11 protein-coding genes and 1 tRNA gene are annotated in these 17,367 nt (G+C 58.9%); 8 read left to right on the top strand and 4 right to left on the bottom strand.

All coding sequences use genetic code 11. The features are described 5' to 3' along the window. The first annotated feature begins 58 nt into the window (after positions 1–58). Positions 59–1,315, top strand: coding sequence for a tRNA epoxyqueuosine(34) reductase QueG (gene queG, locus SH410x_RS15895; RefSeq protein WP_473668759.1), 1,257 nt, complete (start codon positions 59–61; stop codon positions 1,313–1,315). 69 nt (positions 1,316–1,384) lie between these two features. Here queG and SH410x_RS15890 read toward each other — a convergent pair whose 3' ends face one another. Beyond that, positions 1,385–2,839, bottom strand: a complete 1,455-nt coding sequence (locus SH410x_RS15890; protein WP_473668757.1) for an ABC transporter substrate-binding protein — start codon at positions 2,837–2,839, stop codon at positions 1,385–1,387. Between the two features lie 161 nt (positions 2,840–3,000). Here SH410x_RS15890 and xylB point away from each other — a divergent pair, with 161 nt between their 5' ends. From xylB to SH410x_RS15875, 3 genes are all read left to right on the top strand, one after another. Further along, a complete protein-coding gene (xylB, locus tag SH410x_RS15885) occupies positions 3,001–4,521 on the top strand; it encodes a xylulokinase (protein WP_473668755.1) in 1,521 nt (506 codons plus the stop codon). Between the two features lie 281 nt (positions 4,522–4,802). Continuing rightward, on the top strand, positions 4,803–8,576 hold the full coding sequence (locus SH410x_RS15880) for a 3-keto-alpha-glucoside-1,2-lyase-like domain-containing protein (RefSeq protein WP_473668753.1): 3,774 nt from the start codon (positions 4,803–4,805) through the stop codon (positions 8,574–8,576). 571 nt (positions 8,577–9,147) lie between these two features. Next, positions 9,148–9,279, top strand: a complete 132-nt coding sequence (locus tag SH410x_RS15875) for a hypothetical protein (protein WP_473668751.1) — start codon at positions 9,148–9,150, stop codon at positions 9,277–9,279. Between the two features lie 404 nt (positions 9,280–9,683). Here the strand turns inward: SH410x_RS15875 and SH410x_RS15870 are convergent, their stop codons facing one another. Continuing rightward, on the bottom strand, positions 9,684–10,100 hold the full coding sequence (locus tag SH410x_RS15870) for a CBS domain-containing protein (RefSeq protein ID WP_473668749.1): 417 nt from the start codon (positions 10,098–10,100) through the stop codon (positions 9,684–9,686). Positions 10,101–10,679: 579 nt separating this feature from the next. After that, on the bottom strand, positions 10,680–11,792 hold the full coding sequence (locus SH410x_RS15865) for a beta-ketoacyl-ACP synthase III (protein ID WP_473668747.1): 1,113 nt from the start codon (positions 11,790–11,792) through the stop codon (positions 10,680–10,682). Positions 11,793–12,155: 363 nt separating this feature from the next. Between SH410x_RS15865 and SH410x_RS15860 the strand changes: the two genes are divergently transcribed. The 3 genes from SH410x_RS15860 to SH410x_RS15850 all read left to right on the top strand — a co-directional run bounded on the left by SH410x_RS15860 (position 12,156) and on the right by SH410x_RS15850 (position 14,585). Then, positions 12,156–12,229 (top strand) — tRNA-Met (locus SH410x_RS15860). Positions 12,230–12,492: 263 nt separating this feature from the next. Continuing rightward, the gene (locus tag SH410x_RS15855) at positions 12,493–13,677 is read left to right on the top strand and encodes a fatty acid desaturase family protein (RefSeq protein WP_473668745.1); all 1,185 of its coding nucleotides are present in this window, start codon (positions 12,493–12,495) and stop codon (positions 13,675–13,677) included. Next, positions 13,674–14,585 (top strand): aminotransferase class IV, encoded by a 912-nt coding sequence (locus SH410x_RS15850; RefSeq protein ID WP_473668743.1) that lies wholly within the window; start codon positions 13,674–13,676, stop codon positions 14,583–14,585. Before SH410x_RS15855 ends, SH410x_RS15850 begins: the two co-directional genes overlap by 4 nt. A gap of 119 nt (positions 14,586–14,704) precedes the next feature. Here SH410x_RS15850 and SH410x_RS15845 read toward each other — a convergent pair whose 3' ends face one another. Continuing rightward, the gene (locus tag SH410x_RS15845) at positions 14,705–15,040 is read right to left on the bottom strand and encodes a DUF1294 domain-containing protein (RefSeq protein WP_473668741.1); all 336 of its coding nucleotides are present in this window, start codon (positions 15,038–15,040) and stop codon (positions 14,705–14,707) included. Positions 15,041–15,088: 48 nt separating this feature from the next. On the opposite strand from SH410x_RS15845, the gene SH410x_RS15840 reads away from it, so the two are divergent. Continuing rightward, the gene (locus SH410x_RS15840; protein WP_473668739.1) at positions 15,089–17,341 is read left to right on the top strand and encodes an AAA domain-containing protein; all 2,253 of its coding nucleotides are present in this window, start codon (positions 15,089–15,091) and stop codon (positions 17,339–17,341) included. The last annotated feature ends 26 nt before the right edge of the window (positions 17,342–17,367 follow it).

The raw sequence follows: 17,367 nt of genomic DNA, 5'->3' as shown, positions 1-17,367 counted from the left end.
CCGGCCCACACTGAGTTGCGGCCGATTTCACATTACTCAATCTTCCTACGACAAGCCTATGCCACTTTCCCAAACGCCTGACCTGCAGGAAGTTGCTGCGGCAATTCGCGCTGCGGCCGCGGCGGAAGGATTCTCGGCGTGTGGTTTTGCACCGGCTATCGACAGTCAGGGCTTTACTGACCTGGTGAAGTGGATCGACGACGGTTATGTGGCGGAAATGGACTATTTTGCAAAGCGACTGGATGCCTACCGCCATCCGGGAGGGGTGTTGCCCGGTGCTCGCTCGGTGATCGTGTTGGCCTTTCCCTATCCGGCGACCGACCCCGTGTCAGCGGAGCAGGTCGGAGCCGAGGCGGTTCATGGACGCGTTGCTCGCTACACATGGTCGGGTACCGATTACCACGATGTGATTCATCCCAAGCTCAAGCGAATCTGCCGGCTCGTTCGAGAGCTCTGTCCTGACGCCCATGCTCGTGGGATCGTCGACACGGCGCCGTTGATGGAGCGGGAAGTTGCCCAGCTCGCCGGACTTGGCTGGCGGGGCAAGAATACTCTGCTGCTGAACCCGACGATGGGCAGTTACTTCTTTCTGGCCTGCGTGCTGGTCGATATCGAATTGCCCCCGGACGTACCCTTCGCAGCCGACCATTGTGGGACGTGCACGGCGTGTTTGGATGCGTGTCCGACGGACGCTTTTGTCGGCCCACACGTGCTCGATGCGTCCAAGTGTATTAGTTTCCTGACGATTGAGAGTCGCGAACTGATTCCTGAACCACTGCGTGCAGGGATCGGCGGCTGGGTGTTCGGTTGCGACATCTGTCAGGAAGTGTGTCCGTGGAATCGCAAACCGACACGCCGCGCCATGGCCGAGGAGGCGGTGCCGGATGCGGGTCAGCCGCCGCCAGCACCGTTCACACGCGGGCGGATGGAGTTGCTGCGGTTGTTTTCGCTCGATGAGGATAGCTTTCGAACGCAGTTCCGCAGCACCGCGATGTGGCGAACGCGGCGGCGTGGGTTGCTGCGAAACGCAGCCATCGTGATGGGGAATATCGGCGATTTGGATTGCATCGATACCCTGGAAATCGGCTTGCGGGACTCGGAATCCATCGTGCGAGCCGCCTGCGTGTGGGCGGTTCGGAAGATCGCCAGCCGCACGGACCCGGATGGTAGTCAAGCCGTACAGGAGACTCTGGCACGATTCCAATGCGAGGAAACCGATCCAATGGTGTTGGCCGAGTTCGATCGCCCGCTCGATTCATCAATGCGCCCGCTCGATTCATCAATGCGATCGAGTGAAACCACGCCTTCACGATAGCGACTGATGATCCACCACCGGCGACGACATCGACCATCCGCAAACGCTCCGGGGAGCAAGAACGAGTTGTTAGCCCATCGATTGGGCGCGTCGCCACATTCGCTTTTGACTGGGGAGATCATATTTGCGATGCAGCCGGCTCCACTCGTCGGCGATTTTCTGGCAGGCATCCTCCGCTGTGGTGTCGCCCAGGATGCAGTCGCGTACGTTCGTGTCGAGCACGTGGTAGTATTCGGCGGCGCCGGCGAGTTGGAGCGTCGGGACATAGCCCGGTTTCGATAACTGGGTGCTTAACCAGGCGCGATACCGTTCAGTCATGTCGACCGACGAATCACTCGCGGGGTTCGTGACGTCGACCAACGACGCAATGCTGCGATACAACGGTTCACTGCCTTGACCGCCGGACAGCCATTCTAGAAATGCATCCGCGGCCGCGGTCTGGCGGCAGGACGATGCCATCGATCCGACCAGCATGAATGGATCGACCATGGCGCGTTGCCGCGCCGGTCGAGCATTGCTGTTCGACGAGGTGTTGCCACTACCAGGCAGCGTTGAGTATGTCATCACAATGTCCGCGTTGGGCCGGGCATCCGCGGGGTTCGAGTCGCCTTGTGGGAAGCCAATGCCCGCTTGCAACTCACCGCTGGCCACACGCCGATAGATCTGGCCCGGCGCGAGATCATGAAACTCCGGACTGGATTTCTGCACGGCATCCCGCATCTGCTGCAAAACCGAGACGTAATCGGGCTGCGTCAGCAGGGGGGCAAGTGTTTCGCGGTCGAACAACCATGTTGTCTGCAGACTGCTGGCCAATCGCCACAGATACATCGCACCCGCCCAGCCCATCGCGGTGGGTTCAGCGCATTTGCCGCCTGTTGCGTCGATGAAGTCAGCGTATTGGCTCCAGGTTTGTATCGATTCATCGTTGGAGTCTTCGCCCAGGATCAACGAGGGCAGGTAACCGCCCAAGGGCGTTGCCATCTGTTCGCCTGAGAAAGATGTCGCCAAGCGAAGTGCGACCGGAAGGGTCGCGTGATCAGGCCGGGCAAAAATATCCACTTCCGGGTCCGTGTTGCCCTCCGAAACCGCTGCGTCGGCGAGTAGCGGCATGACACGTTTGTTTAAAACGAGTTCGCCCATCATCGACACCGGATACAGCAAGACATCCGTCGCACTGGACTGGTTCAAAAAATCGTTCGCCAGTCCTGGTGAGGGATCATCAGGCGCGTCGTTTGATTCCAGTTCGCGAAGCGGTTCGATCAGGCGAATATCCAGCGGTTGCTCACTGATCGATGCCCAGGTTCGCTCGAGCACTTCTGCGTCTGCGTTCCTGCCCATCCATAGCACCCGCAGTGGCACATCGGTGCGCCCGGGCCGGGATTGGGTCGCTTCCGGAGAGTTCTGGTGATCGGGGCGACATCCCAAGCTGGCGATCAGGCAACCCGCCCCGGCGATCCACTCACGGCGTGGCAGACGAGTGGTTGACTGAGATGGAGGCTCGCTCGCGTGGTCGGGTGATCGCATGGAATGGTAGTACTGGTTCGGAGCAAAGAAAACGTTGGCCCGCGGGGACAACGCGGCCATGATACGCGTTATATTGTCGTTTTGTTCAGGGCACCCCCCAATCCACCTGATTCAACACTCCTTCTCTATTCAACACTCCTTCTTTCGATCAAGCACGCAGCATGAGTTATTACCTCGGCATCGATATCGGCACCAGCGGCACGAAGACACTTCTTATCGACGAAGCGGGCAAGGTGCTTGCTGAATCCGACGCCAATTATCCGATGGCGCAACCTCGCCCAGGCTGGACAGAGCAAGATCCGGAGGACTGGTGGAAGGCGACCGTCAAAACCGTCCGTGCGGTCATGCGTGCATCCAAAGTGGATAAAACGGAGGTCAAGGCAATCGGATTGTCCGGCCAAATGCACGGTTCGGTGTTTTTGGACGCAGCCGATCAAGTCATCCGTCCGGCGTTGTTGTGGAATGATCAGCGCACGGCCGAGCAGTGCGATGCCATCACGTCAGCAGCCGGCTCGCGTGAAAAATTGATCGGGATGGTTGCCAACCCCGCCCTGACCGGGTTCCAAGCACCGAAGATCCTATGGTTGCGGGACAATGAAAAGCGAAACTTCGGCAAGCTGGCGAAAGTGTTGTTGCCCAAAGACGACATTCGCCGGCGGATGATCGGTGACTACGTGACCGAGGTCAGCGACGCGAGCGGCACGTTGCTGCTCGATGTTAAAGCACGCGACTGGTCGACCGAGTTGCTCGGAAAACTCGGGCTCGATGCGTCACTGCTGCCTCGGGTGGTGGAATCCGAGGACGTCACCGGGACGCTGACGTCGGCTGCCGCCAAGGCACTTGGACTAACCACACAGTGCAAGGTCGTCGGTGGTGCCGGCGACTGTGCCGCCGGAGCGATTGGCAACGGGATCGTCAAAAAGGGGTTATTGAGCACCTCGATCGGCACCAGCGGCGTGATGTTTGTGCACAGTGATGAACCCAACATCGATGCCGCCGGACGGTTGCATACGTTCTGCCACGCGGTGCGCGGCAAGTGGCATATGATGGGCGTGAATTTGACCAGTGGCGGATCGCTGCAGTGGTGGGTGGAGAACGTGCTGCAAGGCTTAGCGGGAATGCCGAAAGGTCAATCCTTTGCCGCAGCGACGAAGGAAGCCGCTGGGGCGCCCGCCGGCAGTGGTGCGCTGCTGTTCTTGCCCTATCTCAATGGCGAACGCACCCCGCACGCGGATCCGAAAGCCCGTGGTGCGTTTGTTGGCATGAACCTGACTCATGATCGCGCCGCGATGACTCGCAGCGTGATGGAAGGAATCACCTTTGCGCTCCGCGACAGCCTCGACATTATCGAGTCGCTCGGTGTGCCAGTGCGACAAATCCGGGCCTCCGGCGGCGGCAGCAAGAACACGATGTGGCGTCAGATGCAAGCCGACGTGTTTGGCAAAAAAATCACCACGCTGCGAGTCGAGCAAGGAGCGGCCTACGGCGTGGCACTGCTCGCCGCCGTAGGGGATGGTGCCTACCGAAATATCGCGTCCGCGTGTGCCGCCACCATTGAAGTTGCGGGCGAGACCAAACCGGATGCCAAGGCGAAGGCGACCTACAACCGCCTGTTCCCCGTGTATCGGGACCTCTACGTGCGGCTGAGCGATTCCATGCATACGCTCGCCGACATGCAGTAGTCCTGGCGACTTGCATCCCGGAGGGTGCCGAAATAAAGTGTGCGGAGATTCGGTATCAGTATCGTACGATGCCGTTTTCCCGCCCCCCCACCACGGAAGTCTAACGCTGGATTGAACTTTTGGCCGCGATCGGTCGGTCATCGACAGTCGTCGCGACGCTCCTCAGAGCTTGGGTTTTGGCGTCGCCTGCGAACCTCGACTCTCTGACGACGGTAGCTACCAAAAGTATTTCATCGCGTTGTTCAAACTTCCGCCTTTCCAACCCCTCTGTGATCCCCCCCATGTCTTTTCACCTTCGTGCGGCAGCCTGCTATGGCTGCCTGTGTTTGGTATTGCTCGGACTTCCTGCGGCTGTCGGTCAGCCGCCTGCGCCAAAAACGGTCCAGGACCCAACGTTTCAAATCCTCTTTGATGGCACGTCACTCGATGGCTGGAGTGGATCGGACGGATTTTGGTCGGTCGTCGATGGCGCGATCCAGGGGCAAACCACTTCTGAAATGCCGACCAATGGGAATACCTTTTTGGTCTGGCAGGGCGGCGAAGTGGGAGATTTCGAGTTCCGCTGCAAAGTCCGTTTCGAGGGCAATAACTCCGGTGTGCAGTACCGCAGTGAGGTCGTCGATGCCGGCAAATTCGCGATGGCGGGTTATCAAGCTGATCTGCACCCCGACCAAAATTACTTTGGCATGATGTACGGCGAACGGACCCCACGGGGCATCATTGCTACCCGCGGGCAACGCATCGTCGTCGATGCCGACGGAAAAACCGAGGTGGTTGGCAAGGTCGGTAATGAGGAATCACTTGTTGCGGGCGGCTGGAACGAACTCCGCATTATCGCGGTGGGAAACCGATTGATTCATCAGGTCAATGGGATCACGACTGTCGACATCACGGACAATGATCCCGGTGCCAAAGCGTCTGGAAAACTCGGGCTGCAATTGCACGCTGGGCCGCCCATGAAAGTCGAGTTTCGCTCGCTGCTGCTGCGTCCGCTTGAAGGGCAGGACGCGCAGGCGACCTTGGAAAACGCCATCGACGCATCTGCGGCCGCCGTCGCTGCGGTGGCAGAATTGCCTCAGGTTATCGACGGGAAGTGGTTGCTAGCCGAGCCGAAACCCACATGGATTTGGGCCCCCAAACCACAGCAGAATCAAAAAATATGGACTCGTCGCGGCCTGAATATTGATGGCGACATCAAGTCTGCACGCGTGTATGCAACCTGCGATAACTCGGTGAAACTGTGGGTTAACGGAGAGTTGGTGGCGGAGTCCAAGGATTGGAGGGGGCCCATTGAGAAAGAGATCACCGATGCGCTGACGTCCGGTCGCAATGTGATTGCGGCCGAGTGCCAAAATGAGACCGGCGTGGCGGCTTTCGTTTGCAAAGTGGAGGTTGAACTCACCGATGGAACGACGCAAACGATCGTTTCGAATCAAGATTGGAAGCTAAGTGAGAAGCTGGTCGACGGATGGCAGCAGGTGGCGTTCGAGGACGCGGCCTGGCAGCGAGCAACTTCACTCGGCCCGCTGGGCAAGCAACCATGGGGCGTTCCCAATCACGAGCAGAACGGCGCCGGTGGCTCCGACCCGCTCAATCCGAAAAACATCAGCGTGCCCCCCGGCTTTGCGATCGAACGCGTCTACACGATCCCGAAGGAGCAAGGCAGTTGGGTGGCGATGGCGTTGGATCCCAAGGGGCGGATCTATGCTTGTGATCAGGGCGGACAAGGCCTGTATCGCGTCACCATGCAGGGCTCGCAAAAACCGATTGTCGAGAAGGTCTCGGTCGGCAACCTGGCCGACCTCTCCTCGGCCCAGGGGTTGGTGTGGGCATTTGACAGTTTGTGGTTCCACCGCAATGGCGGCAACCTAGTCCGCATTACCGATACGGACGGTGACGATACGCTCGATCATGCCGAAATCATTCCAGGGGGCCGCAGCGGTGGCGAGCATGGCAACCATGCCGTGGTCGTGACCGAAGACGGCCAAGACATTTACATGGTGGGTGGGAATCATGCGGAGCGAGGCGAACTCGTCGGCAGCCGAGTGCCGACATGGTACGAGGGGCTGCTGCTGCCGCGGATGTGGGATTCCAACGGGCACGCACGAGGCCTATTGGCGCCCGGCGGTTGGGTCACACGGCTCGATGTTGATGCGAAAACGCAAACGCTCCACGCGATCGGTTTTCGCAACGAGTACGACGTTGCACTGAATCGTTTCGGTGACATGTTCGCCTACGACGCGGATATGGAATGGGACATGGGCACGCCCTGGTACCGGCCCACACGGATTTGTCATGTCGTCAGCGGTGCTGATTTCGGTTGGCGCAGCGGCAGCGGTAAATGGCCTGCCTACTACGAAGACAGCCTGCCTCCGGTCGTCGACATCGGTCCTGGATCGCCCACCGGGATGATCTCCGGCGAAGGCACCCACTTCCCCACGCGATATCAAGACGCGGTGTTCGCTCTGGACTGGACGTTTGGAACGATTTACGCCATCCATATGCAGCCTGAGGGATCGAGTTACCGAGGCGAAGCGGAAGCATTTGTCTACGGTACCCCGCTGCCTGTCACCGATGCAGTCATCGGTCTCGATGGCGCGATGTACTTCGCCGTCGGTGGCCGCGGCACTGATTCCGCTTTGTTCCGAGTCCACTACATCGGTGATGAGTCCACGGCACCCCCCGCACCGCCTCAGCCCGAACATGTTGCGGCGCGTCAACAACGCCACAAGTTAGAAGCGTTCCATGGCGTCAAAGATGCCGCTGCCGTGGACGCCGCTTGGCCGTTCCTGGCCAGCCAAGATCGATTCCTCCGTTATGCTGCCCGGATCGCGATCGAAAGCCAAGACGTGGACACCTGGGCGGCACGAGCTCTCGCGGATGCGGACCCGCAAACCGCGATCACGACCGCCGTGGCACTGGCTCGAATGGGGCAACCCGCTCATGCAGGGCCCTTGCTTGACCGTCTATTGAAACTGCCGATCGGTGAACTCACCGAAACCCAACAACTCGGTGTGCTTCGGGCCTTCGCTCTGGTTTTCACTGAGCTCGACAAGCCGACGGCCGAGCAGCGCAGTCGAGTGCTGGCCAAGCTCGAACCGCTGATGCCAAGTCCATTCGCCGATGTGAACGTGGAACTGGTTCGCGTGCTGACCTATCTGCAGAGTGCCAAGGTTGCCGCGCGGGCGATGGATTTGATTGTGAATCGCGGTGCACCGGAGTATCCCGATTGGTCAGCTATCGCGGCGCGAAACAGTGGTTACGGTCGCGGCGTCCAACAGATGCTGGACAACCCACCACCTTCTCGCGAGATCCTTTACGCGTTCATGCTCCGCAACCTTCGTCAGGGATGGACGCTCCCGCTGCGTCGAGAGTACTTCCGCTTTCTCAACGAAGCGGCCAAGACTTCTGGCGGTGCGAGTTTTCCGGGGTACCTGACCCGGGCGCGTGACGAGGCCCTCCAGTCGTGCACCGATGAGCAGCGGAAGGCTTTGGAAGATATCACGGGCGAGGATTTCAATCCCGTCCCCGATTTCGAAATCGCCCCGATTGAAGGCCCCGGTCAAGCGTGGGACATCGCGTCGGCGAATCAAGCCGCGAGCAGCGGGAAGCCAGACTTTGAACGAGGGCGTTCGCTGTATTTCAGTGCGAAGTGTGCATCCTGTCACCGCTTGGCTGGCCTCGGAGGCAACATCGGACCCGATCTAACGAGTATCCCCAACAAGTTCGATCAGAACTACGTGGTCGAGGCCATCATCGACCCCAGTAAAGTGATTTCGGATCAATACGGCTCGTCAACGGTCTTACTCGCCGACGGCAGTTTGCTCACGGGACTCGTCATCCAACGCGCCGGTGGAGATTTGACCGTGTATCCCAACCTGGCCGATGCCCAGCCGATCGAAGTTGAGGCGGATGATGTCGAAGAAATCAGCGCGTCGCCGGTATCACAGATGCCGCTCGAGCTACTCGACGCCCTCAGCCCCGGTGAAGTGCGCGACCTGATGGGTTACCTCATGTCCGGCGGCAACCCCGACGACAAGCGTTACCAAAAGTAACGCCCGTCGCGGCATTGGCGGAGTGGAACCCCAGCGGACCTGTCACTGATCCTGTTCGCTGGGGATCGACATCGCGACATGGTGTGGTGATTCGCATGACATTCACCGGGGCGGATCGGCTCGGCCCTCCACCCCAGGCTTAACCTGGGCTGTTAAAACTTTTGGGTTGACCGCAGCGAATCGGGCAAGGGTTTTGTTCCGCTTTTTCAGCCCGGAGGGCGGCACATCACCTGCCGGCGGCGTCAGCCACCGGTCTCAGAGGCCTCGTAGTCAGCTAGCCCAGAGGGCGACACAACTGGCCTGCATGTGTCATGGTGTCGCCCTCCGGGCTAGCAGCGTAAGTTCAGTTTCAGTCCGGTGGCTCACGCCACCGGCAATTCATATGCCGCCCTCCGGGCTAAAGTCAGCAGCAAGTTCATGGAACAAAACCTGCGTAAACAGAAACCGTTGTCAGCCCCGAAGTTTTAACACCCCAGGCTTCACCCGGAAGGAGCAAGGAAATCCGGGTTAAGCGGCCAGGATCTGCTTCAAGTCTCGAAACTTTTTTGGGCATTTTATGGGTTCAATCATCATGAAAACTCAAAAGATGCTCTCACTTCTGCTTATCTCCTTGTTCTTCGCCTCCGAAGGCTTTGGCGAGGACTTTGATAAACCAACGGGTACCTACGCGAGCACGATCACTCCACGTGCCGTCCAAAAATAGGCATATGAACGGTGGGCTCTTCCGAGTCACGTGGAGCGAAATTGAACCCTCACCCGGCCCATTCGACTTCACACGCATCGAACAGCAGGTTCGTCTTCTCAAACCCACCATGAACTGGACCCTTGCCGTTCACGGTGGTTGGACGTCTACCCAAGCTCCCGCGGAGAGTGAAACACCCTCGCGTTTCACTCAAACACGAAGGGGGCCTCAGTCCCTCTCGCCAGATTGGTTGGCGGCGGATCTCCAAGTCGAAACGCTCCGCGTTTCAGATACAATGTTGAGGACGTTCCCCAATACCCATCCGCCCCAAAACGGGCGTACTACGTGGATTGCACCGGACAGAAATGTGCGCTTGCACGCATGTACGCCTCAGAGAAGGGCGAGAAAGGAGCGAGGTGTGATGGCTACTGGTCAGCGAGATACCGAATCAAATCGGTGGATGTGACAATGCCAACAAGCTTTTCGCCTTCGACGACAGGCAGGGAGTGAAAACTGTGAGACCCGAGCAGCCTCGCTGCGTCACGGATCGTCCCCGACTTTTCGATCGTGACGCAATCGGTGACCATCACGTCGTGAATCTTGTAGAGGTGATCGAGTGTCTGATCTAACGAGTTCGACGTTTGATTCCCAAACTCACCAAAGGAGATTCTCGCGAAGTCGCCCCAGCTCACGATGCCGATCAGCTTCTCCCCGCTAACAACTGGGATGTGATGAATACCGCCTTCTTCAAACATTAAGCGTAACTTTGAAACGGGTTCACCTTCGTGGATCGTCTGTAATCCTGTTGACATGATCTTTGTCAGCGGCTCATTTTTCTTCATCTGATCTCCAAGGAGTGGTCGCGAAACCGAAAAGTGGACAATTTTGAAATCCACCTGCGGTCAGCGCGTAGGTATTGCCATCATGCTTTCGCAAACCTTGTTCCACGGTGGACGTTCGTTCTGAAAAGTACATCGATGTGGACGGCCACTGAACTGCAACCCGCCCGTTTTCGAGCCCGCCACAACGAATGTCTTCCAACCGAGAAGGGGTTGCACGAAAGAACCGGCAGGGAAGTGACTCCCTTAGTGTGACAAAATGCACAGCCACAGCGTGCGATATCGCACGAAGAGGCAATGGGCACCGAGGCAATGGGCACCGAGGCATTGCGAGACAAGACAAGGGACGACAAAACGGAGCTTCCGCATCCCGTCCGTTCAGGTTTGAAGATGCCGGGCAATGGGTTTCGAGCATCGATCGCGATGGCTCATCGCTCGATTCCCAGGAGGGGCCGCCTGCGAATAACGCGGGATTGGCTCGTGGATCAAAATCAGGGAAGCACGCTTCCCTCGAGCGATCGATCGGGTGGTGAGGCCGTCCAACGGATCACGATTCCAGGCGAGACCGTTAGACGCTTGGGCCTACCATCGCAGCAGCAGGGTTCCCCAGGCCAAGCCGGCCCCGAATCCGCTCATGAGCAACAGATCACCCCGCTGCAAACGGCCGGCCCGTGCCGCCTCGTCGAGAGCCAACGGGATGCTGGCGGCGGAGGTATTGCCGTATTTGTCCAGATTCACAAATACGCGATCAGGATCGACTGCTAGCCCTGCTACCGCCGAATCAATGATCCGTTGGTTCGCTTGGTGCAGAATCAGCAGGGTGAGCTCGTCGGCGGCGACACCGGCGTGGGCGAGGACATCTTTGGCGCTCTCGTCGACGACTCGCACGGCCCACTTAAAAACGTTTCGGCCATCCATTTTCATGAAATGCTCACCGGCCGCATACGCTTCGGGTGTGAGCATTTGGCGGCTGCCACCAGCGGGCACGCATAGCATCTCGCCGCAGATCCCCTCGCTGCCGAGCTGGTAGGAAACCAATCCATCGGCTGCCGGGCCGGGGTCACCGGCGTTATGGGCACCGTCGCTGCCGCTCGATGGCGTGGGGGTCAATAACACGGCGCCCGCGGCGTCACCAAACAAGGGATACGTTTTTTTATCGTCAGGATCGATGGTGCGCGTCATCAGGTCCGCACCCAGAACGAGCACGTTTTTCGCGTTCCCGGCAGCAATGAATTGGGCCGCCGTGACGAGTGCGTAGGTGAACCCGGAGCACGCCACGCCGACGTCCATGGCGGGCGCCGCGATGCCCAGGCGACCTTGCAACTGGCTGGCCGTCGACGGCGTCTGGTGATCCGGCGTGATCGTGGCAACGAGGACCAAATCGACGTCGCTGGCGGCGACCCCAGCATTTTCCAAGCAGCGCGTCGCGGCGTGGAAACACATGTCACTGGTCGCCTCGTTTTCAGCAGCGTGCCGCCGCTCGCGGATGCCGGTGCGGCGGACAATCCAATCACTGTCGCACCCGAGATCCGCAAGATCTTCATTCGTTACGATCCGCTCGGGCACATACGAGCCCGTGCCAGCAACGCGAATCCCGCCCACGCGGCCGATGCGGCCGTGCTCGGTCACGTGCCCGCGCGCCAAAGCGGAGTCGGCGGAAGTTCCGGCCTGAGCGTCTCCTCCGCTCGATTGCATTCCAGCAGGCTTCCCGCCAGTTGTTTGGCTCTGCGAAGACGGAACGGACGATTTAGGCGATTCGTGAGCCGGTTCGGTGTGCAACCAACTTTCCTCTTTATTTCTAGGGCGGGCGGGCAAATAGCCAATCATGGCCGGTGGCGAGCGGTTGAACAATATACCGAAAACACCCGCTAACGCGACATCCGGTACGTTTTGAGCCAAGATCTGGAAATACCTGGCCAAGGACGTCTTTTCAAACGAGCCGATTTGTCGTAAGTTTCCGCCATCGCGAAGACGACACCTGTTTTCGCGACGAACCAGGGACGGGATTGTGCTGTCCCTTGGTGACGTATGGAGTCACAGTTTTGCTGTGCATTATTCGGCGATGTAGCTCAGTCGGTTAGAGCGGAGTCTTCATAAGGCTTAGGTCAGCGGTTCGAGTCCGCTCATCGCTATTTCTTGTTTCCCACGTGCCTGCGCCGTGGGAGTCACCTTCGAACCCACGAATTTTGCTTAATTCGTGGGTTCCGCTGCCCGCTGAAAAAGAATGTCGTAGAGTATTCTGAGCGGGGGGCCACAGGTCTCTTTGATCGATGTTATCGGTTCCGTTCACCGCCCCCACTTCTTTGGGGGTGGCCGGCAGGTCAAGCGACCTCACGAATTTTCGCAGCACCCTGCCGAAACGATATCGCCAGCTACGACCATTCCAATAAGAGCCATGTCTACAAGCATTTCGTCGTTCATGCCGCCTGGGTCAGAAGATCAATCCTCGACCGGCGCCGGTTCGGCCACCGAGTCGTCCACGATCCCGGCGTCCGTTGAATCGCCAGCCCCCCGTGAAACCTGTCACGCCTTTCGGTTTTCGCAGGCGCGGTCCCTGATCGGTGACCTGCAGCGACCGAACAAGAATATTTATTGGGTCGACTTTTTGTGCTCGATCATTCTTGGGCACGTGACGCTGCACGCTATTTTTTGGTTGCCCGTTTGGTATGGCTTCACTCCGGTAGTGATCGGCGTGATGAGCGTCTGCTATGTCGCGACCGTGCTGCTTTACATGCGAGCGGTCATGTTCATCCATGAGTTGGTGCATTTGCCGGAAAAGGGCTTCACGGCGTTTCGAGTGGGGTGGAATGCACTCTGTGGGATTTTTTTTCTGATCCCTTCGTTTCTGTATTATCCGCACGTCGATCATCATCGGCGCAAACACTATGGCACCGAGCACGATGGCGAATATCTCGCGCTGAGCCATCATGGGCCTTGGATGATCGTGGGTTTTATCGTCCAAGCCCTCGTGATCCCGCTGTTGGCCATGGTGCGATTCACTCTCATCAGCCCGCTGTGTTGGTTGTTCCCTCGGCTGCGTCCGTTCGTCCACCGGCACATGTCCACGATGCTTGTCGACCCCACCTACGAGCGACCCGATGCATCACCGAAGTTGATGCGGATGGTGGTTTTTCAAGAAGTGTTGTGTTTCCTCTGGTGTGTCTGGTTCCTCGTTCGCGGAGGCATCATGCGGGACATGTGGATCGATCCCTTTTGGTTGGTCGCCTACAGCGTCGGGGTGGGGATTCTCGTGCTCAACGAAGTCCGTACGCTCGGAGCTCACCGCTGGACCAACCATGGCGAGGAGATGACGTTTGACGAGCAGTTACTCGATAGCGTCAATTTTCCTTCGCGTCCTTGGATCACCGAATTATGGGGGCCCGTTGGAACTCGCTTTCACGCCTTGCATCACCTGTTCCCGCGGTTGCCGTATCACAACCTCGGCGAAGCCCATCGGAGATTGACTGAGGGATTGCCCGCCGATTCGATCTACCATCAAACGACGGAGCCCTCGCTGACGTCTGCCATCGTGAAACTTTGGCGTCGCAGCCAAGCCTCGCGGGAACGAAATATCGCGTGAGAGTCTCCGTCCACCGCGGCGAAGACTTCGCTGATCATCTCGCCTATTTTGTCTGCCCATCGATCGACCAAGATGGTTGGCTTCCCTATCGGCAGCTCAGCCTGCCGGTTGGTGATCTGGGGTTTCGCCAAGGCGTCACAGCGGTCGAGCGAATTCGCACCTACTCCGGCTCGCCATTCCGCGTGCGCCAGCATCTTGATCGATTTCAAAACACGCTACGTCTCGTTCGCATCGACGGCGTGCCCCCTACGCGGGTCCTGAGCGGCTTGATTGACGAATCGTTCGAGCGGAATGCGGCTTTCCGGGAAGCTCATGGCGATGTGGGCATCACGCTATGGGCCACGCCGGGAAGCCGGATCGGTGATCGACCTACCTTCGCACTGCATCTCAATCGGATCGACCATGCCGCTCTCAGCCTGCGGCGAACGCAAGGGCAAGCTGTCGTGCTCACCGACATCGTTCAGCCAGCAGCGGGAAGTTGGTCACGGCAAGCAAAGGTTCGCTGTCGGTTGCACTACTACCTCGCCGACGTGCAAGCCGAATCCATTATCTCCGGCGCAACCGGTGTCCTGCAGGATGACGACGGCAGTTGGACAGAATCCAGTGTTGCGAACATCGCTCTGGTGTTTGGACGCGAGATCGTCTTTGCGCCCGCCGGGCGCGTGTTGCCTGGAGTCACCCAGTCCCGCGTCTGCGAGCTCGCGAGCGGTTTGTCGCTGATGACCCGGGAGGCGTCGCTGACCGCCGAGGCAATCACATGCGCAGATGCGCTGCTGTTGATGGGCACCGATACCGGGCTCTGGTTCGCCAAGACGGTGCACGACGCTCAGGGCAAAGTGATGATGGAGTCGCCTTCGGGGGCCACCGGCAACCTCATTGCTGAGCTGCAGGCTCGGTTTTGCTGCTAGCGAGCTGTTGATTGGATGAGCCGAGTCGCGTGAGCGGACGGGTGGGCCGCGTTCCCCGATGCCTGACGGCATTCGGCTCCGCATTGCGGGTCGAGCATCGACGAAATCACCCGCCGTTTTCACAGGCCCATCACCAACACCGTGACGATCGCGATGTTAAGCAATACCGCGATCCAGAATCGAATTCGGAAAGAGCGTTTTTGCGTTTTATGCCGGAATTTCTGCGACGCCCACCACGCCCCCGGCCATCCACCGATCAGCGAGACCGTGAGCAGCGTCCGCTCGGAAATGCGTTGGTGCCGCGTGCGGTTGCGGTGAGATTGGCCAGACGCGTTCGTGCGATCGGCGCTCGATCCAGCACCTTTTCTCGCCATACGCTTATCCCACCAGTACAAAACGATGGCTAGAGCACTGGCGAGAATCATTTCAATGGCGATGATAGTTAGATAGCGCATGGGCACCGAGTCCATTATTTGTTTCAGTTTTCCACCCGGACTCATCGCATGTCGGCACGTACTCGTAAAGGTCGATCCGCCACTGCGGACACCTCTCAACCACAAAACCGACGCCCGGGAAGCCATTCCAGCGGGCACGAGGTTCGATTGGGGCAGGCCGCCGATTCGTTCGGCGATGGCATCTCCGCAGGAACCTCCGGTGCGGGGGGCAAGTCGTCCAAGAAGAAAAAGGCGGCCCAGCACGCCAAACTCGCTGATGCTTCTGACGCGGCGCCTCGCAATGTGCCCTACCCGCACGGTTTGCCGACCGATCGCCCGCTCGACGTTAACGACTATTTTGACCAGCTCGCCTTGTGGTTGGACCTCGAGGCTGACGCTGAGCGGGCGAGACTGGCCCGACTCCGACAGATTCGCAGCGAGCGAGATGTCGAGAGCACCGGGCAAGCGATCGTAGGCCTCGATCTGATCGACTATCACACGGGGCTGGCTGGTCGCTACCTCTTGGACCTCGCCAAGCCGGCGGGACAGCAACTGCCGATGAACCGGCTCAAAGTTGGTTCGCCCGTCGTCCTGTCCAATGATGCGGATCCGTCTGACGAGGGCATCGCCGGAGTCGTCAGCCTGCGAAAAAATGATCAGATCCAGATTGCGACAGAGGTCTTTCCCGATCCAGACGCCCATCATGTAAAAACGGGCAAAGCGAGCAAGCATCGAAATTCATCGATTGGGGAGATCCGCTATCGTGTGGATCTGTCGCCCGATGAAACGACTCGAAAGCGGCAGCTCGTCGCGATGGCGAAGGCCCGGACCGAGCGTGGTCGAGGCGGGCGGCTTCGCGACGTGCTGCTGGGAATCGATTCGCCGCGGTTTGACGGTCGTAAACTCAGTGCGGGGCCGGTGAGCGAGGATGCGATCGCCGAGGAACGCGCGGATATCCGATTTCGGACCGAGCTCAATCCACCACAGCAGGATGCCGTCGCCTTTGCACTGTTGGCTGATGATGTTGCGATCATCCACGGCCCCCCCGGCACCGGTAAAACCACGACCCTCGCCGAAGTGATCTCGCAAGCCGTCGAGCGGGGCGAGCGGGTGTTGGCATGTGCGGCCAGCAACACGGCCGTCGATAATCTCCTCGAACGCTTGCAACGTCTCGTGCCCTATGTTGTTCGCGTCGGTCACCCAGCACGAGTGTTCGAACACCTTCGTGAGCACACGCTTGACGGCCAAGTCGAGAAAGATCCCTCCAGTCATGTGGTCAAGGATCTCCGTCAAGAACTCGAACAATGCTTGCGAATGGCGCAGCGTGCCAGCGGTGGGCGTCGGGAGCGGGGGGAGTGGTTCGCCCAAGCCGGTCGACTGCGCGGTCAGATCCGCTCACTGGAAAAATCAATCGTTCGCGGCGTGCTCGATCGCGCCGATGTGATCTGCACAACAACGACGATTGATGAAGAATTGCTCGGCGACGAACGTTTCGATCTCATCGTGATTGATGAGGCATGTCAAAGCACTGAAGGTGGTATGTGGCAAGCGATTCTACGTGCCGACCGATTGATCATCGCTGGCGATCACTGTCAGTTGCCGCCGACGGTGCTCAGTGACGAGGCTGCAAAGATTGGCATGCGCGATTCATTGATGCAACGGCTCGTCCAACGTTTCGGCGACCCCATCTATCGGCGCCTGACGGTGCAATACCGAATGCACGAATCAATCATGCGATTCAGCAGCGATCATTTCTATGAAGGATCGCTGGTGGCTGACGCCTCGGTACGCGGACACCTTTTGTCGGATCTCACGGACGTCGACAGCACGCCGCTCACCGATTCTCCCCTGCTCTGGATTGATACCGCAGGCGCCGGCCTGGAAGAGCAGCTGGAGCCGGACGGGCAGAGCAAACTGAACCCAGGCGAAGCGAATGTGATCGTGGACTTGGTGCGGCAATTGGTCGATGCTGGGATCGAGGGCGAGGAAATCGCGATCATCGCTCCGTATGCGGCGCAGGTCCGATTGCTGCGCTCGCGGCTCGATCTTGAGGGATTGGAGATTGATACCGTCGACGGATTTCAGGGCCGCGAGAAAGAGGTCGTGTTGCTGACGATGGTCCGCAGCAATCCGGAAGGCATTATCGGGTTTTTATCGGATCGACGGCGCAGCAATGTGGCGATGACGAGGGCAAAGCGAAAACTCGTCGTGGTCGGCGATAGCGCGACGCTGTGTATCCATGATTTCTACGCCGATGTACTGAAGTATTTCGAAGACAATGATGCCTATCAGAGCGTGTTTGAGCATGACGCCTGCTTGTAGGTCGATCACGCCACTGTGATTGCGGG

The organism is Rhodopirellula sp. SH410, assembly GCF_055811895.1.
The sequence above is the reverse complement of the archived record's forward strand: the minus strand, read 5'-3'. Positions and strand labels throughout refer to the sequence as shown.

Coding starts and splice junctions, on each gene's coding strand:
- SH410x_RS15845 (WP_473668741.1), bottom strand. CDS start 15,040: ATGCGCTATCTAACTATCATCGCCATTGAAATGATTCTCGCCAGTGCT.
- SH410x_RS15890 (WP_473668757.1), bottom strand. CDS start 2,839: ATGCGATCACCCGACCACGCGAGCGAGCCTCCATCTCAGTCAACCACT.
- SH410x_RS15855 (WP_473668745.1), top strand. CDS start 12,493: ATGTCTACAAGCATTTCGTCGTTCATGCCGCCTGGGTCAGAAGATCAA.
- SH410x_RS15865 (WP_473668747.1), bottom strand. CDS start 11,792: ATGCAATCGAGCGGAGGAGACGCTCAGGCCGGAACTTCCGCCGACTCC.
- SH410x_RS15875 (WP_473668751.1), top strand. CDS start 9,148: ATGAAAACTCAAAAGATGCTCTCACTTCTGCTTATCTCCTTGTTCTTC.
- SH410x_RS15840 (WP_473668739.1), top strand. CDS start 15,089: ATGTCGGCACGTACTCGTAAAGGTCGATCCGCCACTGCGGACACCTCT.
- queG (WP_473668759.1), top strand. CDS start 59: ATGCCACTTTCCCAAACGCCTGACCTGCAGGAAGTTGCTGCGGCAATT.
- SH410x_RS15870 (WP_473668749.1), bottom strand. CDS start 10,100: ATGAAGAAAAATGAGCCGCTGACAAAGATCATGTCAACAGGATTACAG.
- xylB (WP_473668755.1), top strand. CDS start 3,001: ATGAGTTATTACCTCGGCATCGATATCGGCACCAGCGGCACGAAGACA.
- SH410x_RS15880 (WP_473668753.1), top strand. CDS start 4,803: ATGTCTTTTCACCTTCGTGCGGCAGCCTGCTATGGCTGCCTGTGTTTG.